The organism is Alkalicoccus urumqiensis, from assembly GCF_002993335.1.
Lineage (GTDB): Bacteria > Bacillota > Bacilli > Bacillales > Salisediminibacteriaceae > Alkalicoccus > Alkalicoccus urumqiensis.
This window is the reverse complement of record NZ_PVNS01000007.1, coordinates 20710-41939: the sequence shown is the minus strand read 5'-3', so window position 1 is coordinate 41939 and position 21230 is coordinate 20710. Positions and strand designations below refer to the sequence as shown.

At 51.3% G+C, this 21230-nt stretch carries 20 protein-coding genes and 2 riboswitches; of the genes, 19 read left to right on the top strand and 1 reads right to left on the bottom strand.

The genetic code is table 11. The features are described from left to right. The first annotated feature begins 11 nt into the window (after positions 1–11). Entirely contained in the window at positions 12–1793 is a 1782-nt protein-coding gene (locus C6I21_RS08445) for an acyl-CoA dehydrogenase family protein (protein ID WP_105959022.1), read from the top strand. A 132-nt stretch (positions 1794–1925) separates the two neighbouring features. Here the strand turns inward: C6I21_RS08445 and C6I21_RS08440 are convergent, their stop codons facing one another. Next, positions 1926–3038: an NAD(P)-binding domain-containing protein gene (locus C6I21_RS08440; RefSeq protein ID WP_181186185.1), complete on the bottom strand. Its 1113-nt coding sequence runs from the start codon at positions 3036–3038 to the stop codon at positions 1926–1928. Between the two features lie 115 nt (positions 3039–3153). On the opposite strand from C6I21_RS08440, the gene C6I21_RS08435 reads away from it, so the two are divergent. From C6I21_RS08435 to C6I21_RS08355, 18 genes are all read left to right on the top strand, one after another. Further along, positions 3154–3516, top strand: coding sequence for an arsenate reductase family protein (locus C6I21_RS08435; RefSeq protein ID WP_105959020.1), 363 nt, complete (start codon positions 3154–3156; stop codon positions 3514–3516). Between the two features lie 125 nt (positions 3517–3641). Then, entirely contained in the window at positions 3642–4025 is a 384-nt protein-coding gene (gcvH, locus tag C6I21_RS08430; RefSeq protein ID WP_105959019.1) for a glycine cleavage system protein GcvH, read from the top strand. A gap of 177 nt (positions 4026–4202) precedes the next feature. Further along, positions 4203–4308, top strand: a riboswitch (SAM riboswitch). Positions 4309–4474: 166 nt separating this feature from the next. Further along, positions 4475–5494, top strand: a complete 1020-nt coding sequence (locus tag C6I21_RS08425) for a methionine ABC transporter ATP-binding protein (RefSeq protein WP_105959018.1) — start codon at positions 4475–4477, stop codon at positions 5492–5494. A 4-nt stretch (positions 5495–5498) separates the two neighbouring features. Further along, positions 5499–6170 (top strand): methionine ABC transporter permease, encoded by a 672-nt coding sequence (locus C6I21_RS08420; RefSeq protein WP_105959162.1) that lies wholly within the window; start codon positions 5499–5501, stop codon positions 6168–6170. 22 nt (positions 6171–6192) lie between these two features. Then, on the top strand, positions 6193–7164 hold the full coding sequence (locus C6I21_RS08415) for a MetQ/NlpA family ABC transporter substrate-binding protein (RefSeq protein WP_105959017.1): 972 nt from the start codon (positions 6193–6195) through the stop codon (positions 7162–7164). Between the two features lie 469 nt (positions 7165–7633). After that, positions 7634–7777 (top strand): YuzK family famiily protein, encoded by a 144-nt coding sequence (locus tag C6I21_RS16915; RefSeq protein WP_483416156.1) that lies wholly within the window; start codon positions 7634–7636, stop codon positions 7775–7777. Between the two features lie 376 nt (positions 7778–8153). Further along, complete coding sequence (gene sufC, locus C6I21_RS08410) at positions 8154–8936, top strand: Fe-S cluster assembly ATPase SufC (protein WP_105959016.1); 783 nt, start codon at positions 8154–8156, stop codon at positions 8934–8936. 21 nt (positions 8937–8957) lie between these two features. Next, complete coding sequence (sufD, locus tag C6I21_RS08405; protein WP_105959015.1) at positions 8958–10265, top strand: Fe-S cluster assembly protein SufD; 1308 nt, start codon at positions 8958–8960, stop codon at positions 10263–10265. After that, complete coding sequence (locus tag C6I21_RS08400) at positions 10266–11489, top strand: cysteine desulfurase (RefSeq protein WP_105959014.1); 1224 nt, start codon at positions 10266–10268, stop codon at positions 11487–11489. Then, on the top strand, positions 11476–11922 hold the full coding sequence (sufU, locus tag C6I21_RS08395; RefSeq protein ID WP_105959013.1) for a Fe-S cluster assembly sulfur transfer protein SufU: 447 nt from the start codon (positions 11476–11478) through the stop codon (positions 11920–11922). Before C6I21_RS08400 ends, sufU begins: the two co-directional genes overlap by 14 nt. Before the next feature lie 99 nt (positions 11923–12021). Next, entirely contained in the window at positions 12022–13419 is a 1398-nt protein-coding gene (sufB, locus tag C6I21_RS08390) for a Fe-S cluster assembly protein SufB (protein ID WP_105959012.1), read from the top strand. Positions 13420–13578: 159 nt separating this feature from the next. Further along, positions 13579–14448, top strand: a complete 870-nt coding sequence (locus C6I21_RS08385; protein ID WP_105959011.1) for a DUF72 domain-containing protein — start codon at positions 13579–13581, stop codon at positions 14446–14448. A gap of 33 nt (positions 14449–14481) precedes the next feature. Continuing rightward, entirely contained in the window at positions 14482–15306 is an 825-nt protein-coding gene (locus C6I21_RS08380) for a sulfite exporter TauE/SafE family protein (RefSeq protein ID WP_105959010.1), read from the top strand. 13 nt (positions 15307–15319) lie between these two features. Continuing rightward, positions 15320–16654 carry a bifunctional metallophosphatase/5'-nucleotidase gene (locus C6I21_RS08375; protein ID WP_105959009.1) on the top strand — a complete coding sequence of 445 codons (1335 nt, stop codon included), beginning with the start codon at positions 15320–15322 and terminating at the stop codon, positions 16652–16654. Then, positions 16651–17751: an HD-GYP domain-containing protein gene (locus tag C6I21_RS08370; RefSeq protein ID WP_105959008.1), complete on the top strand. Its 1101-nt coding sequence runs from the start codon at positions 16651–16653 to the stop codon at positions 17749–17751. Before C6I21_RS08375 ends, C6I21_RS08370 begins: the two co-directional genes overlap by 4 nt. A gap of 13 nt (positions 17752–17764) precedes the next feature. Beyond that, entirely contained in the window at positions 17765–18559 is a 795-nt protein-coding gene (locus C6I21_RS08365; RefSeq protein ID WP_105959007.1) for a thymidylate synthase, read from the top strand. Then, complete coding sequence (locus C6I21_RS08360) at positions 18556–19068, top strand: dihydrofolate reductase (RefSeq protein ID WP_105959006.1); 513 nt, start codon at positions 18556–18558, stop codon at positions 19066–19068. Before C6I21_RS08365 ends, C6I21_RS08360 begins: the two co-directional genes overlap by 4 nt. A 44-nt stretch (positions 19069–19112) precedes the next feature. Next, positions 19113–19284: riboswitch (Lysine riboswitch) on the top strand. Between the two features lie 128 nt (positions 19285–19412). Further along, positions 19413–20987 carry a Na+/H+ antiporter NhaC family protein gene (locus tag C6I21_RS08355; protein WP_105959005.1) on the top strand — a complete coding sequence of 525 codons (1575 nt, stop codon included), beginning with the start codon at positions 19413–19415 and terminating at the stop codon, positions 20985–20987. The last annotated feature ends 243 nt before the right edge of the window (positions 20988–21230 follow it).

The window sequence follows — 21230 nt, the reverse complement described above, 5'->3', positions numbered from 1 at the left end:
GGGGACTTATCATGGCAATGACAGAGGATAAAGTAAAAGGCGGCGGATTTCTGCTCGGATCCCAGCGTCCGGAGGATATTTTCACACCGGAGGATCTGACTGAAGAGCATAAAATGATCGCGAAAACGACAGAAGATTTTGTGAAAAACAAAGTTGTTCCGGAAATCGATTATATTGAAAATCATGAATTCGACCGCTCTGTGCGGCTCATGAAAGAAGCAGGCGAACTCGGCCTTCTCGGTGCAGATGTACCGGAAGAGTACGGCGGGATCGGCCTGGATAAAATCAGCTCTTCGCTGATTACAGAAAAGTTTGCACTCGCCGGCTCGTTTTCTCTGACGCAGGGCGCGCATGTCGGGATCGGCTCGCTGCCGATCGTCTTTTTCGGAACGCATGAGCAGAAGGAAAAATACCTTCCGGCGCTTGCGACCGGCGAAAAAATTGCTGCCTATGCGCTGACAGAACCGACATCAGGTTCCGACGCGCTCGGTGCCAAAACGACAGCAAAGCTGAGTGAAGACGGATCCCACTATCTTCTGACGGGAGAAAAGCAGTGGATCACGAACGCGGGTTTCGCCGATGTGTTTGTGGTTTACGCGAAGATTGACGGCGAGCAGTTCTCCGCATTTATCGTCGAGCGGGAGTACGACGGCGTCTCCGTCGGACCAGAAGAAAAGAAAATGGGAATTAAAGGATCATCGACACGGACGCTCATCCTCGATGAAGCGAAGGTGCCGAAAGAGAACCTGCTCGGTGAAGCCGGCAAAGGCCATGTAATCGCGTTTAACATTTTAAACGTCGGCCGCTATAAGCTCGGCGTGGGCTGTATCGGCGGTGCCAAGCGTGCGATTGAACTGTCGGCCAAATACGCGAATGAGCGGAAGCAGTTTAAGACACCGATCTCCTCGTTCCCGCTGATTCAAAAGAAGCTGGCGGAAATGGCCGCGAAAACGTACGCGATGGAAAGCTCGATCTACCGCACCGGCGGACTGATTGATGATGCTTTCCAGAACTTGTCGGAGGAAGAGCAGAAGGACGGCGCAGCTGTCGGCAGAGCGATTGCAGAATATGCGATCGAATGCTCGCTGAATAAATTTTTCGGCTCGGAAGTGCTCGATTTCGTCGTCGATGAAGCGGTGCAGATCCACGGCGGATACGGCTTTATGGCAGAGTACGAAGTAGAAACGATGTACCGTAACTCCAGAATCAACCGGATTTTTGAAGGCACAAACGAAATCAACCGGATGCTCGTTCCGGGCACGCTTCTCCGTAAGGCAATGAAAGGTGAACTGCCGCTTCTGGAGCAGGCCCAGGGGCTGCAGGAAGAGTTGATGATGATGATGCCGGAGGAGCCGGGCGATGAGCCGCTGGATCAGGAGAAGTACCTTCTCGCAAATGCCAAGAAAATCTTCCTCATGTCTGCAGGAAGCGCCGCCCAGAAATACGGTGAAAAACTGCAGCAGGAGCAGGAGCTTCTTGCAAACACAGCGGATCTGGTCAACGAAATTTTCAACATCGAATCCATGATTCTCCGTACCGAAAAAGCGATGGCGAAAGACGGTGCCGAAAAAGCAGCCTGGAAAGTGCTGATGACCGAGATTTATACGCAGGAGGCCTTCCAGCGGATCGATTCGCTCGCAAGAGAATCGCTTGTGGCGATGGAAGAAGGCGACAGCCTCCGTACGATGCTGTCCATTCTGAAAAAGCTGACGCGCCATACGCCGATCAACCTCGTTGCGAAAAAGCGCGAGCTTGCAGCAGGAATTATCAAGGAAGAACGCTACGTTGTGTAATTGTTATCCACTTTAGAGCAGCTGCTCTAAAAAATAATATAGACTTCTTTCTGGCAGCAGAAACAAGTCACTCTCTCTTCGAACCGCCCCGGCTCTGCGTCTCCCCACGCAAAGCCGGGGCGGTTTCGTTGATTATGCCAGGACAGATGCCGCAATCTTCCGCGCTGCACGCTGAGCTCCGGCAATGTTTCTTGCCACCGGACCGATCTCCAGCTCCGCGAGTGCCCCCGTGCAGTAGAGGCCTTCCTTCCATGTTAAATTACCGGATAAAACCGGATAGCCGCAGGAGGCACAGGGAAGAGACTGGGACGAAATCAGCGGTTCCAGCCACTCTTTTTCCGGAAGTGCAGAAGTGAATCCGGTGCAGGCAATGATCGATTTTCTAGAGTACGTGCTGCCATCCTCCAGATGAACAGCGCTGTTTTCCTGTGCATCAATGTTTCCCGTGACGATCCGGAGGGCCCCCTGCTGCTCCAGCCTGCGGAGGCGGAAAAACAGTTCCCGTGGAATCGAACCGGGCATCCGGGCTTCCCGGATTTTCTTACGGCGGTCCTCTTCGGGATCGATCCGTGAAAACGAGCGCATGTTTTTCGGACCGAGCCAGCCGGGACTGCTGTCGAAATCGTGGACGCGGAAGGCATGACGTTTGATCAGTGTTACGCCGCCCGGATGGCGCGTCGAAAGAAAAACAGCCGTATGTGCTGCAGAAATGCCACCGCCGATGACGATGTAAGGGGATTCCTCCGCAGTGAGTGAAAGAGACGAATCATAAATATGAACCGCATCCTCCCATTTCTCCGGCACGAAGGGCGTATGCTGTCCGCCGACAGCAAGAATAACGTGCGGCGCTGCAAGCGGAGATCCATTTTTCACACACACCTGCCAGCCGTCTGCTGCACGATGGATTCCGGTCACGGCATCCTGATACCAGCACTCATCAAGCTGCCAGCGCTCGACGAGTTTTTCTGCGTGCTCCCGGAAAGACATCGTTGAAGGCCGCTTGTACCTGCCGTAAAAATCACACCCTTCACGCTCCAGCGAAAATGGATCCGAGGATAAATGGTGTACAAAAGCGGAGCGCAGGTACGGCATGCCGATTTTTTCCGTACGGTTTTTCCAGACAGCAAGCGGCGCCTCATGCGGATCGATAATCGTCAGATCTTCCGCAGGCAGCCCGGCCTCCCGTAAATGTACCGCCGCTGTCATTCCTTGAATGCCGCCGCCGATAATAATGCAGTGGGTCATGTCACTCATCCTTTTTAAATCGTAATAATTACGATTAATCCTAAGGCAATCTACTTCTTCTGTCAATTCCATCTGGCAGAAAATCCTGTATAATTAAGGAGGAGGTGAATAAATCATGATTGTATACGAATACCCGAAATGCAGCACTTGCCGTAAAGCGCTCCAATGGCTCGACGAAAACGACGTTTCCTATGAAAAGCGCCATATCGTAGAAGAGACACCCGATGCAGCTGAAATTCGGCGCATCCATGAAAAAAGCGGACTGCCGCTGAAAAAGCTGTTTAACACTAGCGGGAAAGCATACCGGGAGCAGGGCCTGAAAGATAAAGTAGACACGATGGATCCGGAAGAGGCATACGAGCTTCTCTCAACCAATGGAATGCTTATGAAACGGCCGCTTGCCGTAGGTGAAAAGGACGTCACAGCTGGTTTCAGAGAAGCAGAATACGAATCCGTCTGGAAAAACGAGAGTAAATAGTACGGTTTCTGTGCCGCCACAGCTTGCGGGGGTACGGCGTGTTGTATTATAGTGGAAGAGACGAAAGTCGCTGCCAATGCTACATAACGGCAGTCCTACATTCTTGAATTGGAGGGGTCCATGCGATGAGCCTGCCAGCAGATTACAAGTATTCCAAAGAGCACGAATGGGTCAAAGATGAAGGCGGTAACGTACGCATCGGTATTACAGAGTTTGCCCAGTCGGAACTCGGAGATATCGTTTTTGTGGAACTGCCGGAAGTCGGAGATGAAATCACTGCGGATGAACCATTCGGAAGTGTGGAATCGGTAAAAACGGTATCCGAGCTGTATGCACCACTCAGCGGAAAAGTCGTGGAAATTAACGAAGAGCTGGAGGATGCGCCTGAGCTTGTGAATGAATCTCCGTTTGAAAAAGCATGGATGATCATTGTAGAGCCGAAAGACAAAAGCGATATGGACAGCCTCATGGACGCAGATGCCTACAAGCAGATGACGGACCAGGAATAGGACGAGTCAAAGAACGTTCCGGATACAGCAGCCGGAGCGTTTTTGTTTTGCCGAACGGAAGCCGTTGTTCCAGGTTTTCTTATTGTATGCGGTTACAAAAAGTGTGTATGTCGCTTTTTGTTGACAACCGATTCGGCGGGTGATAATATCCATAACAGACTTACATATTGCTGTATCTTCTTATCAAGAGAGGTGGAGGGACTGGCCCGATGAAACCCGGCAACCATCAGGATATTCCTGGAAGGTGCCAATTCCTGCGGAGCATGGCTTCGGCAGATGAGGAGAAAGGAACGTTACTTAAGCCTTTCTGCCTTTTCTGCGCAGGGAGGTTTTTTCACATCTTCGGAAAACTTCCTGCCTGAACAGAGGGAGGGCAGAATATGTGTCTGGTTTAAACTGACTAAATTGGTTGGTTTAATTAGATAAATAATAGGAAAGGGGGAGCTGTGGTGATTTCCTTATCTCAGCTCGCTAAAATTTTCCCCACGAAAGATGGAGATGTCACGGCGGTCGATCATATCGATCTTACCATCGATCAGGGAGAGATATTTGGCGTTATCGGTTACAGCGGAGCCGGAAAAAGTACATTAATCCGCATGCTGAACATGCTCGAAGCGCCTACGTCAGGCGCCGTGGAAGTTGCCGGCAGGAACATGAACTCACTGTCCGGCAGAAAACTCCGCGAAGCACGTCAGGAAATCGGCATGATTTTTCAGCATTTTAACCTCTTATGGTCCCGGACCGTGGCTGAAAACATCGCATTTCCGCTTGAAATTAAAGGAGTATCCAAAGCAGAGCAGAAAGAGCGCGTGGATGAGCTGATTGAACTTGTCGGACTCTCCGGACGCGGCGGCTCCTATCCTTCGCAGCTGAGCGGCGGACAGAAGCAGCGTGTCGGCATCGCCCGGGCGCTTGCCAACAATCCAAAGGTGCTTCTCTGCGATGAAGCGACATCAGCGCTCGATCCGAAGACGACAGACTCCATTCTGGATCTTCTGGTGGACATCAACCAGAAACTCGGTCTGACGATTGTTCTCATCACACATGAAATGCACGTAATCCGGAAAATCTGCCACCGTGTCGCTGTGATGGAAGGAGGACGTGTCGTCGAACAGGGGGATGTCCTGGATATCTTCCGCCGTCCGCAGCAGGCGATGACGAAAGAGTTCGTCAAGCAGGTAACGGAGCCGGAAGAGACGGAAGAAGCACTCCGTCACTTATTTGACGATGAGCGGACCGGATCGGTGCTTCAGCTGACATTTGTCGGAGGCGATGCCCAGCGGCCGCTGATTACAAATATCGTCCGGAAATTCGAGGTCGATGTCAGCATTCTGCAGGGTAAAATTTCTCAGACGCAGCACGGTTCCTACGGTTCGCTGTTTATCAGTGTCACCGGCCCCCAGGCGGAAGAGGCAATCGCCTTTATGCGGGAGCAGCAGGTGGAAGTGGAGGTGATCCACGGTGGATAAACTCATGACAGCTTCCGTTTTCTTCTCGGAAGTGAACTGGGAAAACATGTGGGATGCTACGCTGGAAACCATCTATATGACGGTGTTTTCCCTCGTGTTGACGTTTCTGTTCGGCATTATTCTCGGACTGCTTCTGTTTCTGACAGCAAGAGGACAGCTCTGGGAGAACAAAACCGCTCACTTTATTATCGGGGCGTACGTGAATATTTTCCGGTCCATTCCGTTTATTATTCTAATTGTGCTGCTGATTCCATTTACACTGGCTCTGCTCGGTACATTCCTGGGGCCAGGTGCTGCTGTGCCTGCGCTTGTCATCGGAGCAGCGCCGTTTTATGCCCGCATGGTGGAGATTGCACTCCGGGAAATCGACCGGGGTGTCATCGAAGCATCGAAAGCAATGGGAGCATCGAACGGCCAGATTATCTGGAAGGTGCTGCTTCCGGAGTCGATGCCGGCGCTCGTATCCGGTATTACAGTTACCGCTATCGCGCTCGTCAGCTATACGGCGATGGCAGGTGTTATCGGAGCCGGTGGACTCGGGGATCTCGCTTTCCGCGACGGTTTTCAGCGGAATAACCCGGATATTACACTTACAGCAACAGTCGTCATTTTAATTATCGTCTTTATACTACAGTTTATCGGCGATCAGCTTACCAGCCGTTTAGATAAACGTTAATTTTATTTTGGAGGGGTTAATCATGAAAAAGACAATTCAACTTACTGGTGTATCTCTATTATCTGCTGCATTTCTCGCAGCCTGCGGCGGAGGAGACAACGAAGGGAACACAGAAAATACAGGGGCTTCGGAAAACACGAATGAAGTAAACGAAGAGCCTGCAGAAAACGAAGCAGCGGATGAGAACGCAGAAGAGGAAAATGCCGCGGACGAAGAAAACGCAGAAGACACGGAAGGAAATGAAGAAGCTTCTGAAGACTTTGAACCACTTGTTGTCGGTGCGTCCAACATCCCGCACGCAGAAATTCTCGAATTTGCTGCACCGCTTCTTGAAGAAGAAGGACTGGAACTGGAAGTAGAAACATTCAACGATTACATTCTTCCAAACCAGGCGCTTGATTCCGGAGAGCTCGATGCAAACTACTTCCAGCACGAGCCATACCTGGAATCCCAGATCGAAGAGAACGATTACGACTTTGTCAATAAAGGCGGCGTTCACATTGAGCCGATCGGCATCTATTCCCAGGATTACGACTCCCTTGAAGATCTGCCGGAAGGAGCAGAAATCATCATGAGTGATTCGGTTGCCGACCACGGTCGTATTCTTATGATGCTTCAGGATGAGGACCTCATTACGCTTGAAGATGATGCTGGCATTGAAGCGACGACGGACGATATCGCTGAAAATCCGAACAACCTCGAGTTCACGGCCAACGTAGAAGCAGCGCTGCTGCCGACGGCGTATCAGAACAACGAAGGCGACGCTGTGCTTATTAACTCCAACTACGCGCTGGACGCAGACCTGAACCCGCAGGAAGATGCCATTGCCATTGAATCGGCAGAAGACAACCCGTACGTCAACCTGATCGTGACAACAAGCGAAAACGAAGATGACGAGCGTATCGACATTCTCGTAGACGTGCTTCAGTCCGAAGATGTGCGTGGATTCATCGAAGACGAATATGATGGAGCAGTTATTCCATCTGAAGAGTAAAATGCAGCGCAGCCGGTGAATACCGGTTTCCGTGAGCGGACGTTCCATAATGGAGCGTCCGTTTTTTTTATGGAGGAAGAAAGGATAAAGGTTGAAGTTTCTGTTTAAGGTCCTTCTCCGCAGAAAGGCAGAGGCTTCTGGAATTCCAGCTGTACCTGCCAGTCTGAAGGCGGCCATTTCTATCGATTGAAAGAATACAGATGACCATGTAAAAAAAGGTGTACAAATGTAAGGGTTTCCATTTATAAGAAATAGAGCATTCGGGAGAAAAAGGCGCAAATAATGGAGAAATACTATGTGAGGAAAGCTGACAGATACATTTACGGAATTGTCAGAAAATATACCGGCGTTTGCGCATTGGTTCACATAGATGTGCGTGGTACGATTATAACCGTTGGCACAGAGCCATAAAAATTTTGGAAGGATTTGATTCATTATCCAGCAGATTGATACGAACCACACCACGGACATGGAAAAAGCGATGCATACTTCGCATAACATGTGTTACGCAGAGTATAACCGTACATTGGAAAATCGTATGCAAGTCGAAGCAGCACGCGAAAAGGACTATGAGCAGAGTCAGAAACTGGTAGCACAGCTGCAGCATGGATAATTAATACGAGAAAAGCCTTTTTCCCCCGTGGAAAAAGGTTTTTTTCGTTTGAGAGGGAAACGTACGGAAGTTCCGTCCTTCACTGCCGGAGAAAGAAAATCGTTCTCAATTACATAGAAAAACCTTCATTCTATTGAGAATGAAGGAAGAGGATGGGCAATTTGGAAAGAAGGGCCCGTCTTAGAGGAACAACCGCGCCGTATAGCAAAAGAATTATGTATAATCCTTGAACTCACTTAAAAGATAAGCTAAGATTAGAATGAGAATAATTTGAGAATCTCTCTAAAGGTTCTGCTTGTTGTGGATAGAGTGTTCACACGCCTTCTATCATAACATGAAGATAAGTTAACTTTCAAAATTAATGGAGGTATGAATCATGACGAAGCCAAGTCTAAGTGTGAAAGATCTGCACGTATCAATTGATAATACAGAAATTCTGAAAGGGTTCGGAATTGACGTAAAGGGCGGCGAAATCCATGCGATCATGGGACCGAACGGAACAGGTAAGTCCACGCTCGCATCCGCGCTGATGGGTCATCCAAACTATGAAGTAACAAGCGGGGAGGCTGCTCTGAACGGAGAAGACCTGTTTGAGATGGAAGTAGACGAGCGCGCACGTGCCGGTCTTTTCCTGGCGATGCAGTACCCGAGTGAAGTGTCCGGCGTAACAAATGCTGATTTCATCCGTTCTGCCATGAATGCAGAGAAGTCTGAAGAGGAGCAGGTTTCCCTGATGCAGTTCATCCGCAAAATGGACGAAAAGATGGGCACGCTTGAAATCGATCAGTCGTTCCAGCACCGCTACCTGAACGAAGGTTTCTCCGGCGGTGAGAAGAAGCGTAACGAAATTCTGCAGCTGCTCATGCTCGAGCCGCGCATCGCGATTCTTGATGAGATTGACTCCGGACTCGATATCGACGCACTCAAAGTAGTAGCTAAGGGCATTAACCAGCTCCGCAGCGACGATTTCGGCTGCATGATTATCACACACTACCAGCGCCTGCTGAACTACATCCAGCCGGACTATGTCCACGTAATGATGCAGGGACGTATCGTGAAATCCGGCGGACCTGAGCTTGCTCAGAAGCTGGAAGAGAACGGATATGACTGGATTAAAGAAGAGCTGGGAATCGACGACGAGACTGTCGGTCAGCAATAAGCAGCAGAGGAGGATGAGATGATGACAACGGAACTGAAACTCCCGGTGGACAGCGAGCAGCTGAAAAGCTTCTCCGCAGACCGCGGCGAACCTGCATGGTTTACAGAACAGCGTCTTTCGGCGCTTGATAAAGCCGGTAAGCTGGAGCTGCCAAAGCCGGATAAAACAAAAATTACGAAGTGGAATTTTTCTTCTTATTCTTTTGATCCGCAGACAGAAGCTACTTCCGGTTATGCGGAGCTGTCGGATGCTGTACGTACGCTCGTCGGTACAGAAGCGGATGTCGACAACCTGATCACACAGAAAAACGGCGTGACGTCGTTTTCCCAAGTACAGCAGGAGCTGTCGGATCAGGGCGTTATCTTCACGGATATCGGCACGGCTCTGAAAGAACACGGCGATCTTGTACAGAAGTATTTCATGCAGGATGCGGTGTCCGCAGATGAGCACAGCCTGACAGCAGCACACGCTGCTCTCATGAACGGTGGTGCCTTTGTCTACGTACCGAAAAATGTGGAAGTAAAACAGCCGCTTCAGGCCGTTTTTGCGCACGAAGGAAACTTCGGTCTGTTCAACCATGTTCTGATCATTGCGGAAGAAAACAGCTCGCTGACGTATATTGAAAACTATATCAGCGAAGGATCCGGCTCGGAAGCTGTCGCCAATATTGTGGCGGAAGTGTATGCCGCAGACGGAGCAAAAGTGAACTACGGCGCGGTGGACAACCTCGCTGATTCCGTGACAACGTATGTAAACCGCCGCGGTCAGGTGGACGGTGTGGACGCAGAGCTTTACTGGTCCCTCGGGCTGATGAACGATGGCAACACGGTTTCTGAAAACACAACGTACCTTCATGGACGCGGTTCCCACGCCGATACGAAAAGCGTATCCATCGGCCGTGGAAAGCAGATCCAGAACTTTACAACAAATGTTGTTCATTTCGGTAAAGATACCGATGGACAGATTCTGAAGCACGGCGTTATGCGCGATCAGGCAACGTCGATTTTCAACGGAATTTCAAAGATCGAGCACGGAGCAACGAAAGCGAACGGAGAGCAGACCGAACGTGTCCTCATGCTCAGTGAAAAAGCACGCGGCGACGCCAACCCGATCCTTCTGATCGATGAAGATGATGTCACAGCAGGACACGCGGCATCGGTCGGTAAAGTAGACCCGCTTCAGATGTACTACCTGATGAGCCGCGGACTGGACCGGATCGAAGCGGAACGCCTCATTATCCACGGGTTCCTTGAGCCGGTTGTCAGTGAGCTTGTTATTGAATCCGTCAAAGAACAGCTTCACGAGCTGATCGAAAGGAAAGTGTATTAAATGAATGTACAGGAGGTGCGGCGCCGGTTTCCGATTCTGGATCAGGAAGTGAACGGCCATCCGCTCGTATATCTGGACAGTGCAGCCACGTCACAGAAACCGCAGAGCGTCATTGATGCGCTGGATGACTATTACCGGCGTTACAACTCCAATGTACACCGTGGTGTGCACACACTCGGCTCGCTCGCAACGGATGCCTACGAAGGCGCCCGGGAAAAAGCACGCCGCTTCATTGGAGCGGACAGTGTAGAGGAGATCGTCTTTCTGCGTGGAACGACCACGGCGATCAACCTTGTAGCACAGAGCTACGGCCGCAGCAATGTGGGCGAAGGCGACGAGATCGTCATCACTCCGATGGAGCACCACAGCAATATCATCCCGTGGCAGCAGCTGGCCAAAGCAACCGGCGCGGAACTGAAGTACATTCCGCTCCAGCCGGACGGAACGCTTTCGATGGAGGATGTGGAGAAGACGATTACAGACCGGACAAAAATCGTTTCCGTCATGCACGTCTCCAATGTACTCGGCACGATCAACCCGATCCGTGAAATTGCCGACTGTGCCCATAAGCACGGGGCAGTGATGGTCGTTGACGGTGCCCAGTCTGTTCCCCACATGAAAGTGGATGTCAAAGAGCTCGGCGCTGACTTTTTCGCCTTCTCCGGACACAAAATGTGCGGTCCGACCGGGATCGGCGTTCTCTACGGCCGGAAAGCTCTGTTAAACGGTATGGAACCGGTGGAGTTCGGCGGGGAAATGATCGATTTCGTTGATCTGTATGATGCGACATGGAAAGAACTTCCGTGGAAATTTGAAGGCGGCACACCGCTGATTGCCGGCGCTGTCGGTCTCGGAGCGGCGATTGACTTCCTTGAGGAGGTCGGTCTCGATGAGATTGAGCAGCATGAGAAAAAACTGGCTGATTATGCAATGGAGCAGCTTTCCAAAATTGACGGCGTGACGGTCTATGGACCAGAGCACCGCGCCGGCATCGTCACATTCAATGCCGATGATGTTCATCCACATGACCTGGCCACCGTTCTCGATTCGGAAGGTGTGGCTGTCCGTGCAGGACATCACTGTGCCCAGCCATTGATGAAGTGGCTGGATGTGACTGCGACAGCGAGAGCTTCCTTTTATCTTTACAATACGGAGGCAGACGTCGATGCATTCGTGTCGTCGCTCCACACAGCAAAGGAGTATTTCGGTGATGTCTTCAGCTAATCATTTAGACACACTCTACCGTCAGGTGATCATGGATCATTACAAAAATCCACGAAACCGCGGGGAGGTCGAAGGCGATAAGCTTAAAATCGATATGAACAACCCGACGTGCGGCGACCGGATTCAGCTGCAGATGAAAGTGGAGGATGGAAAAATTGCCGACGCCAAATTTAACGGCGAAGGCTGCTCCATCAGCCTCTCTTCTGCTTCCATGATGACGCAGGCCGTCAAAGGTCTTCCTGTGGAAGAGGCACTCCGTATGTCCGATCTGTTTTCCGACATGATGCTCGGAAAAGATATCGACACGTCCGGTCTGGATCTCGGAGATATTGAAGCGCTCCAGGGCGTGACAAAATTTCCGGCCCGCATCAAATGTGCCACACTCGCCTGGAAGGCGATGGAACAGGGGCTGAACGAAGAAGAAAACGCCTGATTTTGTCATTCGGGCTGTGATGATGTAAAATGTAGGTACACTGCCAATTGACGGAACCGACGCGGTCTGTAAGATAGATAACCTGAAGGAGGGTTTCACATGGCAAAGAAAATGCCGGAGATCGAAGAATACCAGTACGGCTTTCATGATAAAGACGTTTCTATTTTTCGGTCGAAAAAGGGACTCACAGAGGACATTGTCCGTGAAATTTCCCGAATCAAAGACGAGCCTGAATGGATGCTCGACTTCCGCCTGAAATCACTGGAGCAGTTTTACAAAATGCCGATGCCACAGTGGGGCGGCGACCTCTCAGAGCTGGACTTCGATGAGATTACGTACTACGTTAAGCCTTCCGAAAAATCGGAGCGCTCGTGGGATGAAGTTCCTGAAGAGATTAAAAACACGTTTGATAAACTCGGTATTCCAGAAGCGGAGCAGAAATACCTTGCCGGTGTTTCCGCACAGTACGAATCCGAGGTTGTTTACCACAACATGCAGGAAGATCTGGAAGAACAGGGAATCATTTTCAAAGATACAGATACAGCCATGAAGGAAGATGAGGAAATTTTCCGCGAGCATTTCGGTAAAGTTATTCCTCCATCCGACAACAAATTTGCGGCACTGAACTCTGCTGTATGGTCCGGCGGTTCCTTCATCTACGTGCCGAAAGGTGTAAAGACCGATACACCGCTGCAGGCTTACTTCCGGATCAACTCGGAAAACATGGGTCAGTTTGAGCGTACGCTCATCATTGCGGATGAAGACAGCTCCGTACACTATGTAGAGGGTTGTACTGCACCAGTGTATACGACGAACTCCCTTCACAGTGCGGTTGTTGAAATCATCGTCAAGAAAGACGCGTACTGCCGTTATACAACGATCCAGAACTGGGCGCCGAACGTGTTTAACCTCGTTACAAAGCGTGCCGTTGCAGAAGAAAACGCAACGATGGAATGGGTGGACGGTAACATCGGTTCCAAAGTGACGATGAAATATCCAGCAGTTGTAATGAAGGGCCGCGGCGCCCGCGGAAACGTTCTTTCCATTGCGATTGCAGGAAAAGGCCAGCATCAGGATGCCGGTGCAAAAATGCATCACCTGGCGCCGGACTGCTCTTCCTCGATCGTATCGAAGTCGATTTCCAAGCACGGTGGTAAAGTAACGTACCGTGGTATTGTCCACTTCGGCCGGAAAGCCGAGCGCTCCAAGTCCAACATTGAGTGTGATACGCTCATCATGGACAACGAGTCAACGTCGGATACAATTCCGTACAACGAGATTCTAAACAACAACATTTCTCTGGAGCACGAAGCAACAGTTTCCAAAGTGTCGGAAGAGCAGCTCTTCTATCTGATGAGCCGCGGTGTCTCCGAACAGGAAGCAACAGAGATGATCGTTATGGGCTTCATCGAGCCATTCACGAAAGAACTTCCGATGGAGTATGCGGTGGAAATGAACCGCCTCATCAAGTTCGAAATGGAAGGTTCGATCGGCTAAGAAAACAGTATGACAACTGCAGCGTCTTTTCGCTGTTCGTAACCGGGATGTCACCGGACCGTGGAAAGCGGCCGGCTGACATCCCTGTTTTCGATTACATATCCGAATTTGAGGGAAAAGAGTAGAATAATAAAAGGATTTCCGTTCAGGAGGGATTGTATGGGAGACAGCCGCATTATTGTCGGATTGACAGGGTGGCGTGATCATGTCACGCTGTATGAAGATTTAGCGTCATCGGATTCCAGACTTGCCGCCTACAGCGCCCACTTTCCCGTCGTGGAGCTGGATTCCTCATTCTATGCGGTGCCGCCGGCGAAAAATATTCAAAAATGGATTTCGGAAACGCCGGAGTCTTTTCAGTTTGTCGTGAAAGCCTATCAGGGAATGACCGGCCACCAGCGCGGAGAAAGTCCGTTTTCCTCCCACGGGGAGATGCTGGATGCGTTCCGGCAGGCCTTCACACCGATGAAAGAAGCAGGGAAGGTGGCGCACGTTCTCTGCCAGTTTCCGCCGTGGTTTGACTGCCAGCGGAAAAATGTAGATTACTTAAAATGGCTCAGAGAAGAGCTGCGGATGTTTGACTGCGCGCTGGAATTCCGGCATCAGTCCTGGTATGCACCGGAATTCAAAGCCAAAACACTGCAGTATATGAAAGAAGATAACTGGATACACACGGTCTGTGACGAACCGCAGATCGGAGAGCGCTCTGTGCCGTTCGTTGCGGAAGCGACGAACGAAAAGCAGACGCTGATACGGCTTCACGGCCGGAATGAGCAGGCGTGGCAGACACCGGCCCGCGGCGAATCATGGCGGAAAATACGCTACTTATACGACTACTCCGAAGACGAGCTGAAAGAGACAGCCCGGGCGGCAGAAAAGCTTGCAGAATCATCGGAACAGGTGTACGTTATGTTTAATAACAACAGCGGCGGTCACGCTGCGGACAACGCGCTCCGGCTGATTTCCATGATGGGACTTTCCTATGAAGGACTGTCGCCGAAGCAGATGAATTTATTCCAGGATGACTAACCGGATACAGGGGGAAAAGGAGTTTTTGTGGGAATGGAATGGCTGCTGCTTGCCCTTCTCGGGCTGACTGCTGCCATTGTCGGCAGTATTATGGGACTCGGCGGCGGTATTATTATCGTACCGGCGCTGATGGTGTTAGGAAGTTATACAGAATTATTTCAGGGAATCACCCCGCAGACGGCGGTCGGGACGTCCCTTCTCGTGATGATCTTTACCGGGCTGTCCTCCACCCTTGCCTACACGAAGCAGAAGGTGGTGGATCTGCAGAGCGGAATGATCTTTTTTATCGGCAGTGGACCGGGTGCGCTTTTTGGCGTCTGGCTGAATAATGGCATGCAGACAGGAGCGTTTCTATCCGCTTTCGGTGTATTTATTATTATCGTGTCATTCATTTTGATGGTTCGTCACCGCATCCGCCCGATTCCGCTTCGTCCAGGAGGCATCCGCCGGACGAGTCTGGAGCCGGATGGATCGGAAAGAGAATATGGATACCGGCCGGCTGCCGGCATTTTTATTGCGTTTTTTGTCGGGATGTTTTCCGGATTGTTCGGTATCGGCGGAGGATCGCTGATGGTGCCGGCAATGATTATATTATTTGCGTTTCCTCCGCGTCTTGCTGTAGCAACATCGATGTTTCTCGTGTTTCTCTCCGCGCTGGTAAGTTCGGCGTCCCACGTACTTCTCGGTAACGTGGAGTGGCTTTATGCAGCTGGATTGATCCCCGGCGCCTGGTTCGGCGGACAAATTGGTGCCTGGATAAACCGGCAGATGAAAAATGACACGATCGTACTTGCACTGCGGCTCGTATTAATTGTGATCGGGCTGCGGCTCATATATCAAGGAATGACAGGTGGATGAAAGGGGTCCGGGCATGAGACAGTTGACGATATTACATACGAACGACCTGCACAGTGAACTGGATCAATGGCCGGCCGTTGTGAAACGGGTAAAAGAACGGCGTGACCGTGCACCGGGAGAGGTCCTTTTGTTTGACCTTGGAGATCACAGTGACCGGGTTCATCCGATTACGGAAGGGCTGATGGGGCGCGGCAATGTGGAGCTGTTAAACGACCTTCAGGTGGATGGCGTGACGATCGGTAACAATGAAGGAATAACGTTTGCCAAAGAGGATCTGGACCACTTATATGATGAAGCAGCATTTCCAGTTCTTCTCGCAAACCTCCGTGCAGCAGACGGCACGTTTCCGTCCTGGGCGGAGAGGTACCGTATATACACACTTGAAGATGGAACGAGACTCGGCGTGTTCGGGCTGACGTTTCCTTTCTACACATTTTATCAAGAGCTCGGCTGGAATATTATCGATCCGATGGAAACGGCGGAAGAAGTGATAAAAGATATCGATGCAGACATGATTATCTGCCTGTCCCACCTCGGCCTCCGTCTCGATGAGGAGCTTGCGGAGCGTTTTCCTCAGATTCATCTCTGCCTCGGCGCTCATACGCATCATGTCATTCACGGGGGAAAGCAGGTGAACCAGACGTGGATCCACCAGTGTGGCAGGTCCGGAAGCCACATCGGCGAGGTCTGCCTTACCAGGCGGAACAACGACTGGAAGATCGACCACATTTATACCCACGAAATTGACCCGCATCACCGGGATGCCGGCACGGAACAGAAACTGATGCAGCTGGAGGCAGCATCGGAAGCGGCATTAGAAGAGAGAGTGGCCGTGCTGGAAGAGCCGATGGATGTTTCATGGTACGAAACGTCCCGCCTTCTCCGCATTACGGCAGATGGTCTGCGCGGCTGGACGGAATCGGATGTCGCCATGGTCAATGCCGGTCTGCTGCTGCAGGGGCTTCCTTCCGGGAATGTGACGAGAAAACACCTTCACGAAATCTGTCCGCACCCGATTAACCCGGCGGCGCTGACAGTCACTGGTTCAGAGCTTCTCCATATTATGCGGGAGGCGGAATCGGACGCCATGGTTCATTACCGTCTGAAAGGCTTTGGTTTCCGTGGGAAAGTTCTCGGCTGGACATTGTTTCAGGGAGAGGATGGAGCGGTCGATAAAAATAAGGTAGAAGAGTCGGCTGTTTACCGGCTGGCTGTGCCGGACCTTTTTACGTTCAGCCATCTATATCCGCTGCTGACAGAGAAGCGGCCGGTCCATTACTATATGCCAGAATTTTTCCGGGATATCCTTGCCTGGAAGCTTGCTGAACGAGAGGAGTCCCACTTATGAGAATTACAGCCATTGATCATATAACGCCGGAGAGCAGACTGGCGAAACCGATCTATGCCGGAGACGGACGTATTCTGCTGCAGATCGGCGCCCGGCTTACGGGACGTATTGTGGAGCGTCTCCGGGAAAAAGGCATTACCTACGTGTATGTCCAGCAGGAAGGAACAGAGGATCTCGATGATGAGGGGACGCTGGATCCTAAAGTACGTGCTGCATCGATGCAGGTAATTGAATCACAGTTTAAGAAGGCTGCGGAGCAGATGGCACTGCAGAAAACCGTGGATATGGATGCCATGTCCTCGTCCTTTTCCGCGATCGTTACGTCGGTTCTGGAAGAAGTGATGAAGCAGAAAGAAGCCGTCTCTCTTCTTACGGATGTCGTTGCCTATGATTCGTACATTTTCCACCACTCTCTGAACGTGACGATCTATGCGCTCTCCCTCGGAAAGACGCTCGGACTGAATGAAGAAGAGATGCATAAGCTCGGTCTCGGTGCAGTCCTTCACGATATAGGGAAAATGTCGGTGCCTGAGGAGGTTCTTCACAAGCCCGGAAGATTAACGGATGAGGAGTTTGCCCTCATTCAAGACCACACGACCATTGGTTTTGAAATGCTCCGCAAAAGCCATACACTGTCGCTGCTTACCGCCCACTGCGCATACCAGCACCATGAACGTCTGGACGGATCGGGCTATCCAAGAGGCATCGGGAAAGAGGACATTCACCTGTTTGCGCGCATTATTGCCATTGCCGATGTGTTTGATGCTGTTACTTCCCACCGTGTTTACCGCCCGGCGATGCTTCCCCATGAAGGGCTTGAACTTCTTTACAGCGGTGCCGGTACACTGTTTGATCAGGAAATGGTGGATGCGTTCGCGCGCACCATTGCCATCTATCCTGTAGGACTGGAAGTAAGGCTGAACGGCGGCCGCACCGGCATTGTCAGTGCTCTCAATCGAAGTCTGCCAGCACGGCCGGTGGTCCGTGTGTTTCAGGAACATGGAGAATCTGTCTCCCCCTATGAAGTAGATTTGGCCGAGGAACTGTCGAGCATGATTGAAAGCTGTGACACGGTCATGGCACAGCGTACAATGTAAGGAGGCGAATGCAATGGAAAGCTATTTGAATCTCTGCAGACACGTCCTGGAGAATGGCACAGCGAAAGAAGACCGAACCGGAACGGGAACGATCAGTACGTTCGGCTACCAGATGCGGATGGATCTTCAGGAAGGATTTCCGCTTGTGACGACAAAAAAGATGGCCGTCAAGGCGATGATTCATGAACTGCTCTGGTTTATTAAGGGTGATACAAACGTTCAATACCTGCAGGAAAACGGCGTTCGCATCTGGAACGAATGGGCGGATGAAGACGGGGACCTCGGTCCTGTCTATGGAAGGCAGTGGCGGAGCTGGCCGGCCCCGGACGGCACAACGATTGACCAGCTGCGTCATGTCATTGAAGAAATAAAGAACAATCCCGATTCCAGAAGACTCGTAGTCAATGCCTGGAATGTCGGTGAACTGGATCAGATGGCGCTGGCACCGTGCCACTGTCTGTTTCAGTTCTACGTGGCGGATGGGAAATTGTCCTGTCAGCTGTATCAGCGGTCAGCTGACGTCTTTTTAGGTGTGCCGTTTAACATCGGCTCCTATGCGCTTCTGACGCTGATGGTGGCGCAGGAGTGCGGTCTGGAGCCGGGTGAGTTTATTCATACATTCGGCGATGTCCACATTTATCAAAACCATGTGGAGCAGATCCGTCAGCAGCTGCAGCGGGAACCGCGCCCGCTTCCACAGATGCGCCTCAACCCCGATGTCACCCGCATTGAAGATTTCACATTTGAGGATTTTGAACTGACGGGGTACGATCCGCATCCGGCGATTAAAGGAAAGGTCTCCGTATGATTTCGATCATTGCAGCGATGGATGAAAACCGCGTTATTGGAAAGGATGGCGGTATGCCGTGGCATCTTCCCGGCGATCTCCGTTTTTTCAAGCAGCAGACGGAGGGGAAAACAGTCGTCATGGGAAGAGCGACGTTCGAGTCGATCGGGCGGGCGCTGCCGAAAAGGCGGAATATCGTACTGACCGGAAAAAGCCATCTGGACACAGAAGCAGATATTGAGCTTGTCCATTCGATGGAAGAGATCCGGGCACTTCATGAAGCAGCACCGGAGGAGGAGCTCATTATTATGGGGGGAGCTTCTCTGTATGAAGCAGCACTGCCTGAAGCGGATACGATATATTTGACGCGTATTCATGCGCAGTTTGAAGGAGATACATGGTTCCCGGAATTTTCACTTCAGGAGTGGGAACTGACACGGGAGGAAACCGGCACCGTCGATGAAAAAAACGCGTGGCCGCATACGTTTCAGTGGTGGTCACGGAAGGTTGCACCGTTCGACAAAATGTGATATATTCACCAGGCTGATAATTTTACATGAAGGCAGCCCCGCAGGGACGGGGCAGAGGAGCAGCAGCGATGAGTATCGTGCAGGAGCGCGGCAGCGCAGAGACCGCACGGGAAAGGCAATGCTGCCGAAGCTCTATTTTCTGCAGAAGATAGAGCTGGGTCACTGTCGAACAGGCAGTGGACTGTCACGGTTATTCCGTGGAGTACTGCCGGTCCGGCGGGGATCTGTCATAACGAGACAGGGGTCCTCCCTGTCTTTTTTTGTGTGTAAAAGAAAAATAAGTAAACTTTTTCAGAGCCGCGGCGGTTGAACGTTTGTGTCTCTGAGCGGAAAGGAGCAACACAATGGAACATGGTATTTTTTCACTGCTGCCTCCCGTGCTGGCACTGATCCTTGTCCTTATCACGAGGCGGGTCCTGCTGTCTCTCGGAGTAGGTATTCTCGTCGGGGCACTGATGGTGCATCAAGGGGAAGAGCAGTTCATTAACGCAGCTGCCGGAGACATTCTAAGCACGGTTACCGGCATTTTTTATGTGCCGGGAGACGGCGTCAATACGTGGGAATTTTATATTATCCTTTTCTTATTTCTTCTCGGCATGATCGCTGCACTGATTACCGTCACCGGCGGAGCCCGCGCATTCGGAGAATGGGCGGTGACGAAAGTGAAGACCCGCACAGGGGCCCAGTTTACCTCTGCGGTCCTCGGTATCATTATCTTTATCGATGACTACTTTAACAGTCTGACGGTCGGTAACGTCAGCCGTCCGCTGACAGACCGGCACCGCATTTCCCGTGCAAAACTTGCGTACATCGTCGATTCTACAGCAGCACCGATGTGTGTCATTTCGCCGATTTCAAGCTGGGGTGCTTATATCATTACGATTATCGGCGGGATCCTCGCCACGCACAGCTATATGGAAGGTGAGGCGCTGCAGGCGTTTCTGCTCATTGCACCGATGAACTTTTATGCGGTTCTCGCGATTACTGCAGTCTTTGCCGCTGCGTGGTGGCGTCTCGATTTCGGGCCGATGCGCCGTCATGAAATGAACGCGCTGAATACTGGAGAACTTGTAAACCGTTCCCGCGGTCCTGTGCCCGGCGAACATGAAACCGAGGAGCCGGAACATACCGGCCGTGTGGCAGATCTTCTCATTCCGATCGCTGTATTGATCGGTGCGACAGTTCTGTTTATGATCATTACCGGCATTCAGGCGTCCGAGGGAGGCGCGACTGTCTTATCCACGTTTGAGAATACAGATGTCGCTTCCTCACTCCTCTATGGGGGACTGATCAGTTTCGCTTCGGCTGTCATTCTCGCGGCTGTTCGTAAAGTACGCGTGCCGCTGATCGGAGCGGCGCTCTGGAGCGGGATCAAATCCATGCTGCCGGCCATTTATATTCTCATTTTCGCCTGGACGATTGTGAGTGTCATTGATCAGCTTGGCACAGGGGAATATCTTGCGCAGCTGGTGGACGGATCCATTCCGCTGATGATGCTGCCGGTTCTCGTCTTTCTGCTGGCTGGATTTATGGCCTTCAGTACCGGCACATCCTGGGGCACGTTCGCCATTATGCTCCCAATCGCCGGTGATATTGCCGCGGTCGTGGACATTACGATGATGCTTCCGATGATGGCCGCTGTCCTTGCAGGATCGATTTTTGGCGATCACTGCTCACCGATCTCGGATACGACGATTCTCTCGTCCACCGGGGCAGGGAGCCACCATATCGATCACGTGGTCACGCAGCTTCCGTATGCCATCGTTGTAGCGGTATCGTCCTCCGCAGCCTTTCTGGTCCTCGGCGCTTCCGGAAGCACGCTTCTCGGACTCGCAGCAGGATTTATCGTTCTGGCACTGCTTCTCTTCGGGATTCGTCTTGCAGCACCACCGATTCAGAAAGAAACGGTTTCTTCTTAAACGAATAATTTGGAGGCGGAAGCACAACTACGTGCTTTCGCCTTTTTTCAATCGAGCCGGCCGCGGCTCCGTTCAAAAGAGTTTTTCAGCTTCCATACACGCGTGCACTATCAAGTAATTATCCGACGAAGCGATTTAATATTCAGTGTAAAAATAATATTCAGAAAAGTCTTTGACATTCGTTTTTTTAATCATTATAATAAAATAGCAACGTCTGATTTCAGCCAGAATTAGGGAAGAATG

Coding starts and splice junctions, on each gene's coding strand:
- C6I21_RS08445 (WP_105959022.1), top strand. CDS start 12: ATGGCAATGACAGAGGATAAAGTAAAAGGCGGCGGATTTCTGCTCGGA.
- C6I21_RS08440 (WP_181186185.1), bottom strand. CDS start 3,038: ATGACCCACTGCATTATTATCGGCGGCGGCATTCAAGGAATGACAGCG.
- C6I21_RS08435 (WP_105959020.1), top strand. CDS start 3,154: ATGATTGTATACGAATACCCGAAATGCAGCACTTGCCGTAAAGCGCTC.
- gcvH (WP_105959019.1), top strand. CDS start 3,642: ATGAGCCTGCCAGCAGATTACAAGTATTCCAAAGAGCACGAATGGGTC.
- C6I21_RS08420 (WP_105959162.1), top strand. CDS start 5,499: ATGACAGCTTCCGTTTTCTTCTCGGAAGTGAACTGGGAAAACATGTGG.
- C6I21_RS08415 (WP_105959017.1), top strand. CDS start 6,193: ATGAAAAAGACAATTCAACTTACTGGTGTATCTCTATTATCTGCTGCA.
- C6I21_RS16915 (WP_483416156.1), top strand. CDS start 7,634: ATGGAAAAAGCGATGCATACTTCGCATAACATGTGTTACGCAGAGTAT.
- sufC (WP_105959016.1), top strand. CDS start 8,154: ATGACGAAGCCAAGTCTAAGTGTGAAAGATCTGCACGTATCAATTGAT.
- sufD (WP_105959015.1), top strand. CDS start 8,958: ATGACAACGGAACTGAAACTCCCGGTGGACAGCGAGCAGCTGAAAAGC.
- C6I21_RS08400 (WP_105959014.1), top strand. CDS start 10,266: ATGAATGTACAGGAGGTGCGGCGCCGGTTTCCGATTCTGGATCAGGAA.
- sufU (WP_105959013.1), top strand. CDS start 11,476: ATGTCTTCAGCTAATCATTTAGACACACTCTACCGTCAGGTGATCATG.
- sufB (WP_105959012.1), top strand. CDS start 12,022: ATGGCAAAGAAAATGCCGGAGATCGAAGAATACCAGTACGGCTTTCAT.
- C6I21_RS08385 (WP_105959011.1), top strand. CDS start 13,579: ATGGGAGACAGCCGCATTATTGTCGGATTGACAGGGTGGCGTGATCAT.
- C6I21_RS08380 (WP_105959010.1), top strand. CDS start 14,482: ATGGAATGGCTGCTGCTTGCCCTTCTCGGGCTGACTGCTGCCATTGTC.
- C6I21_RS08375 (WP_105959009.1), top strand. CDS start 15,320: ATGAGACAGTTGACGATATTACATACGAACGACCTGCACAGTGAACTG.
- C6I21_RS08370 (WP_105959008.1), top strand. CDS start 16,651: ATGAGAATTACAGCCATTGATCATATAACGCCGGAGAGCAGACTGGCG.
- C6I21_RS08365 (WP_105959007.1), top strand. CDS start 17,765: ATGGAAAGCTATTTGAATCTCTGCAGACACGTCCTGGAGAATGGCACA.
- C6I21_RS08360 (WP_105959006.1), top strand. CDS start 18,556: ATGATTTCGATCATTGCAGCGATGGATGAAAACCGCGTTATTGGAAAG.
- C6I21_RS08355 (WP_105959005.1), top strand. CDS start 19,413: ATGGAACATGGTATTTTTTCACTGCTGCCTCCCGTGCTGGCACTGATC.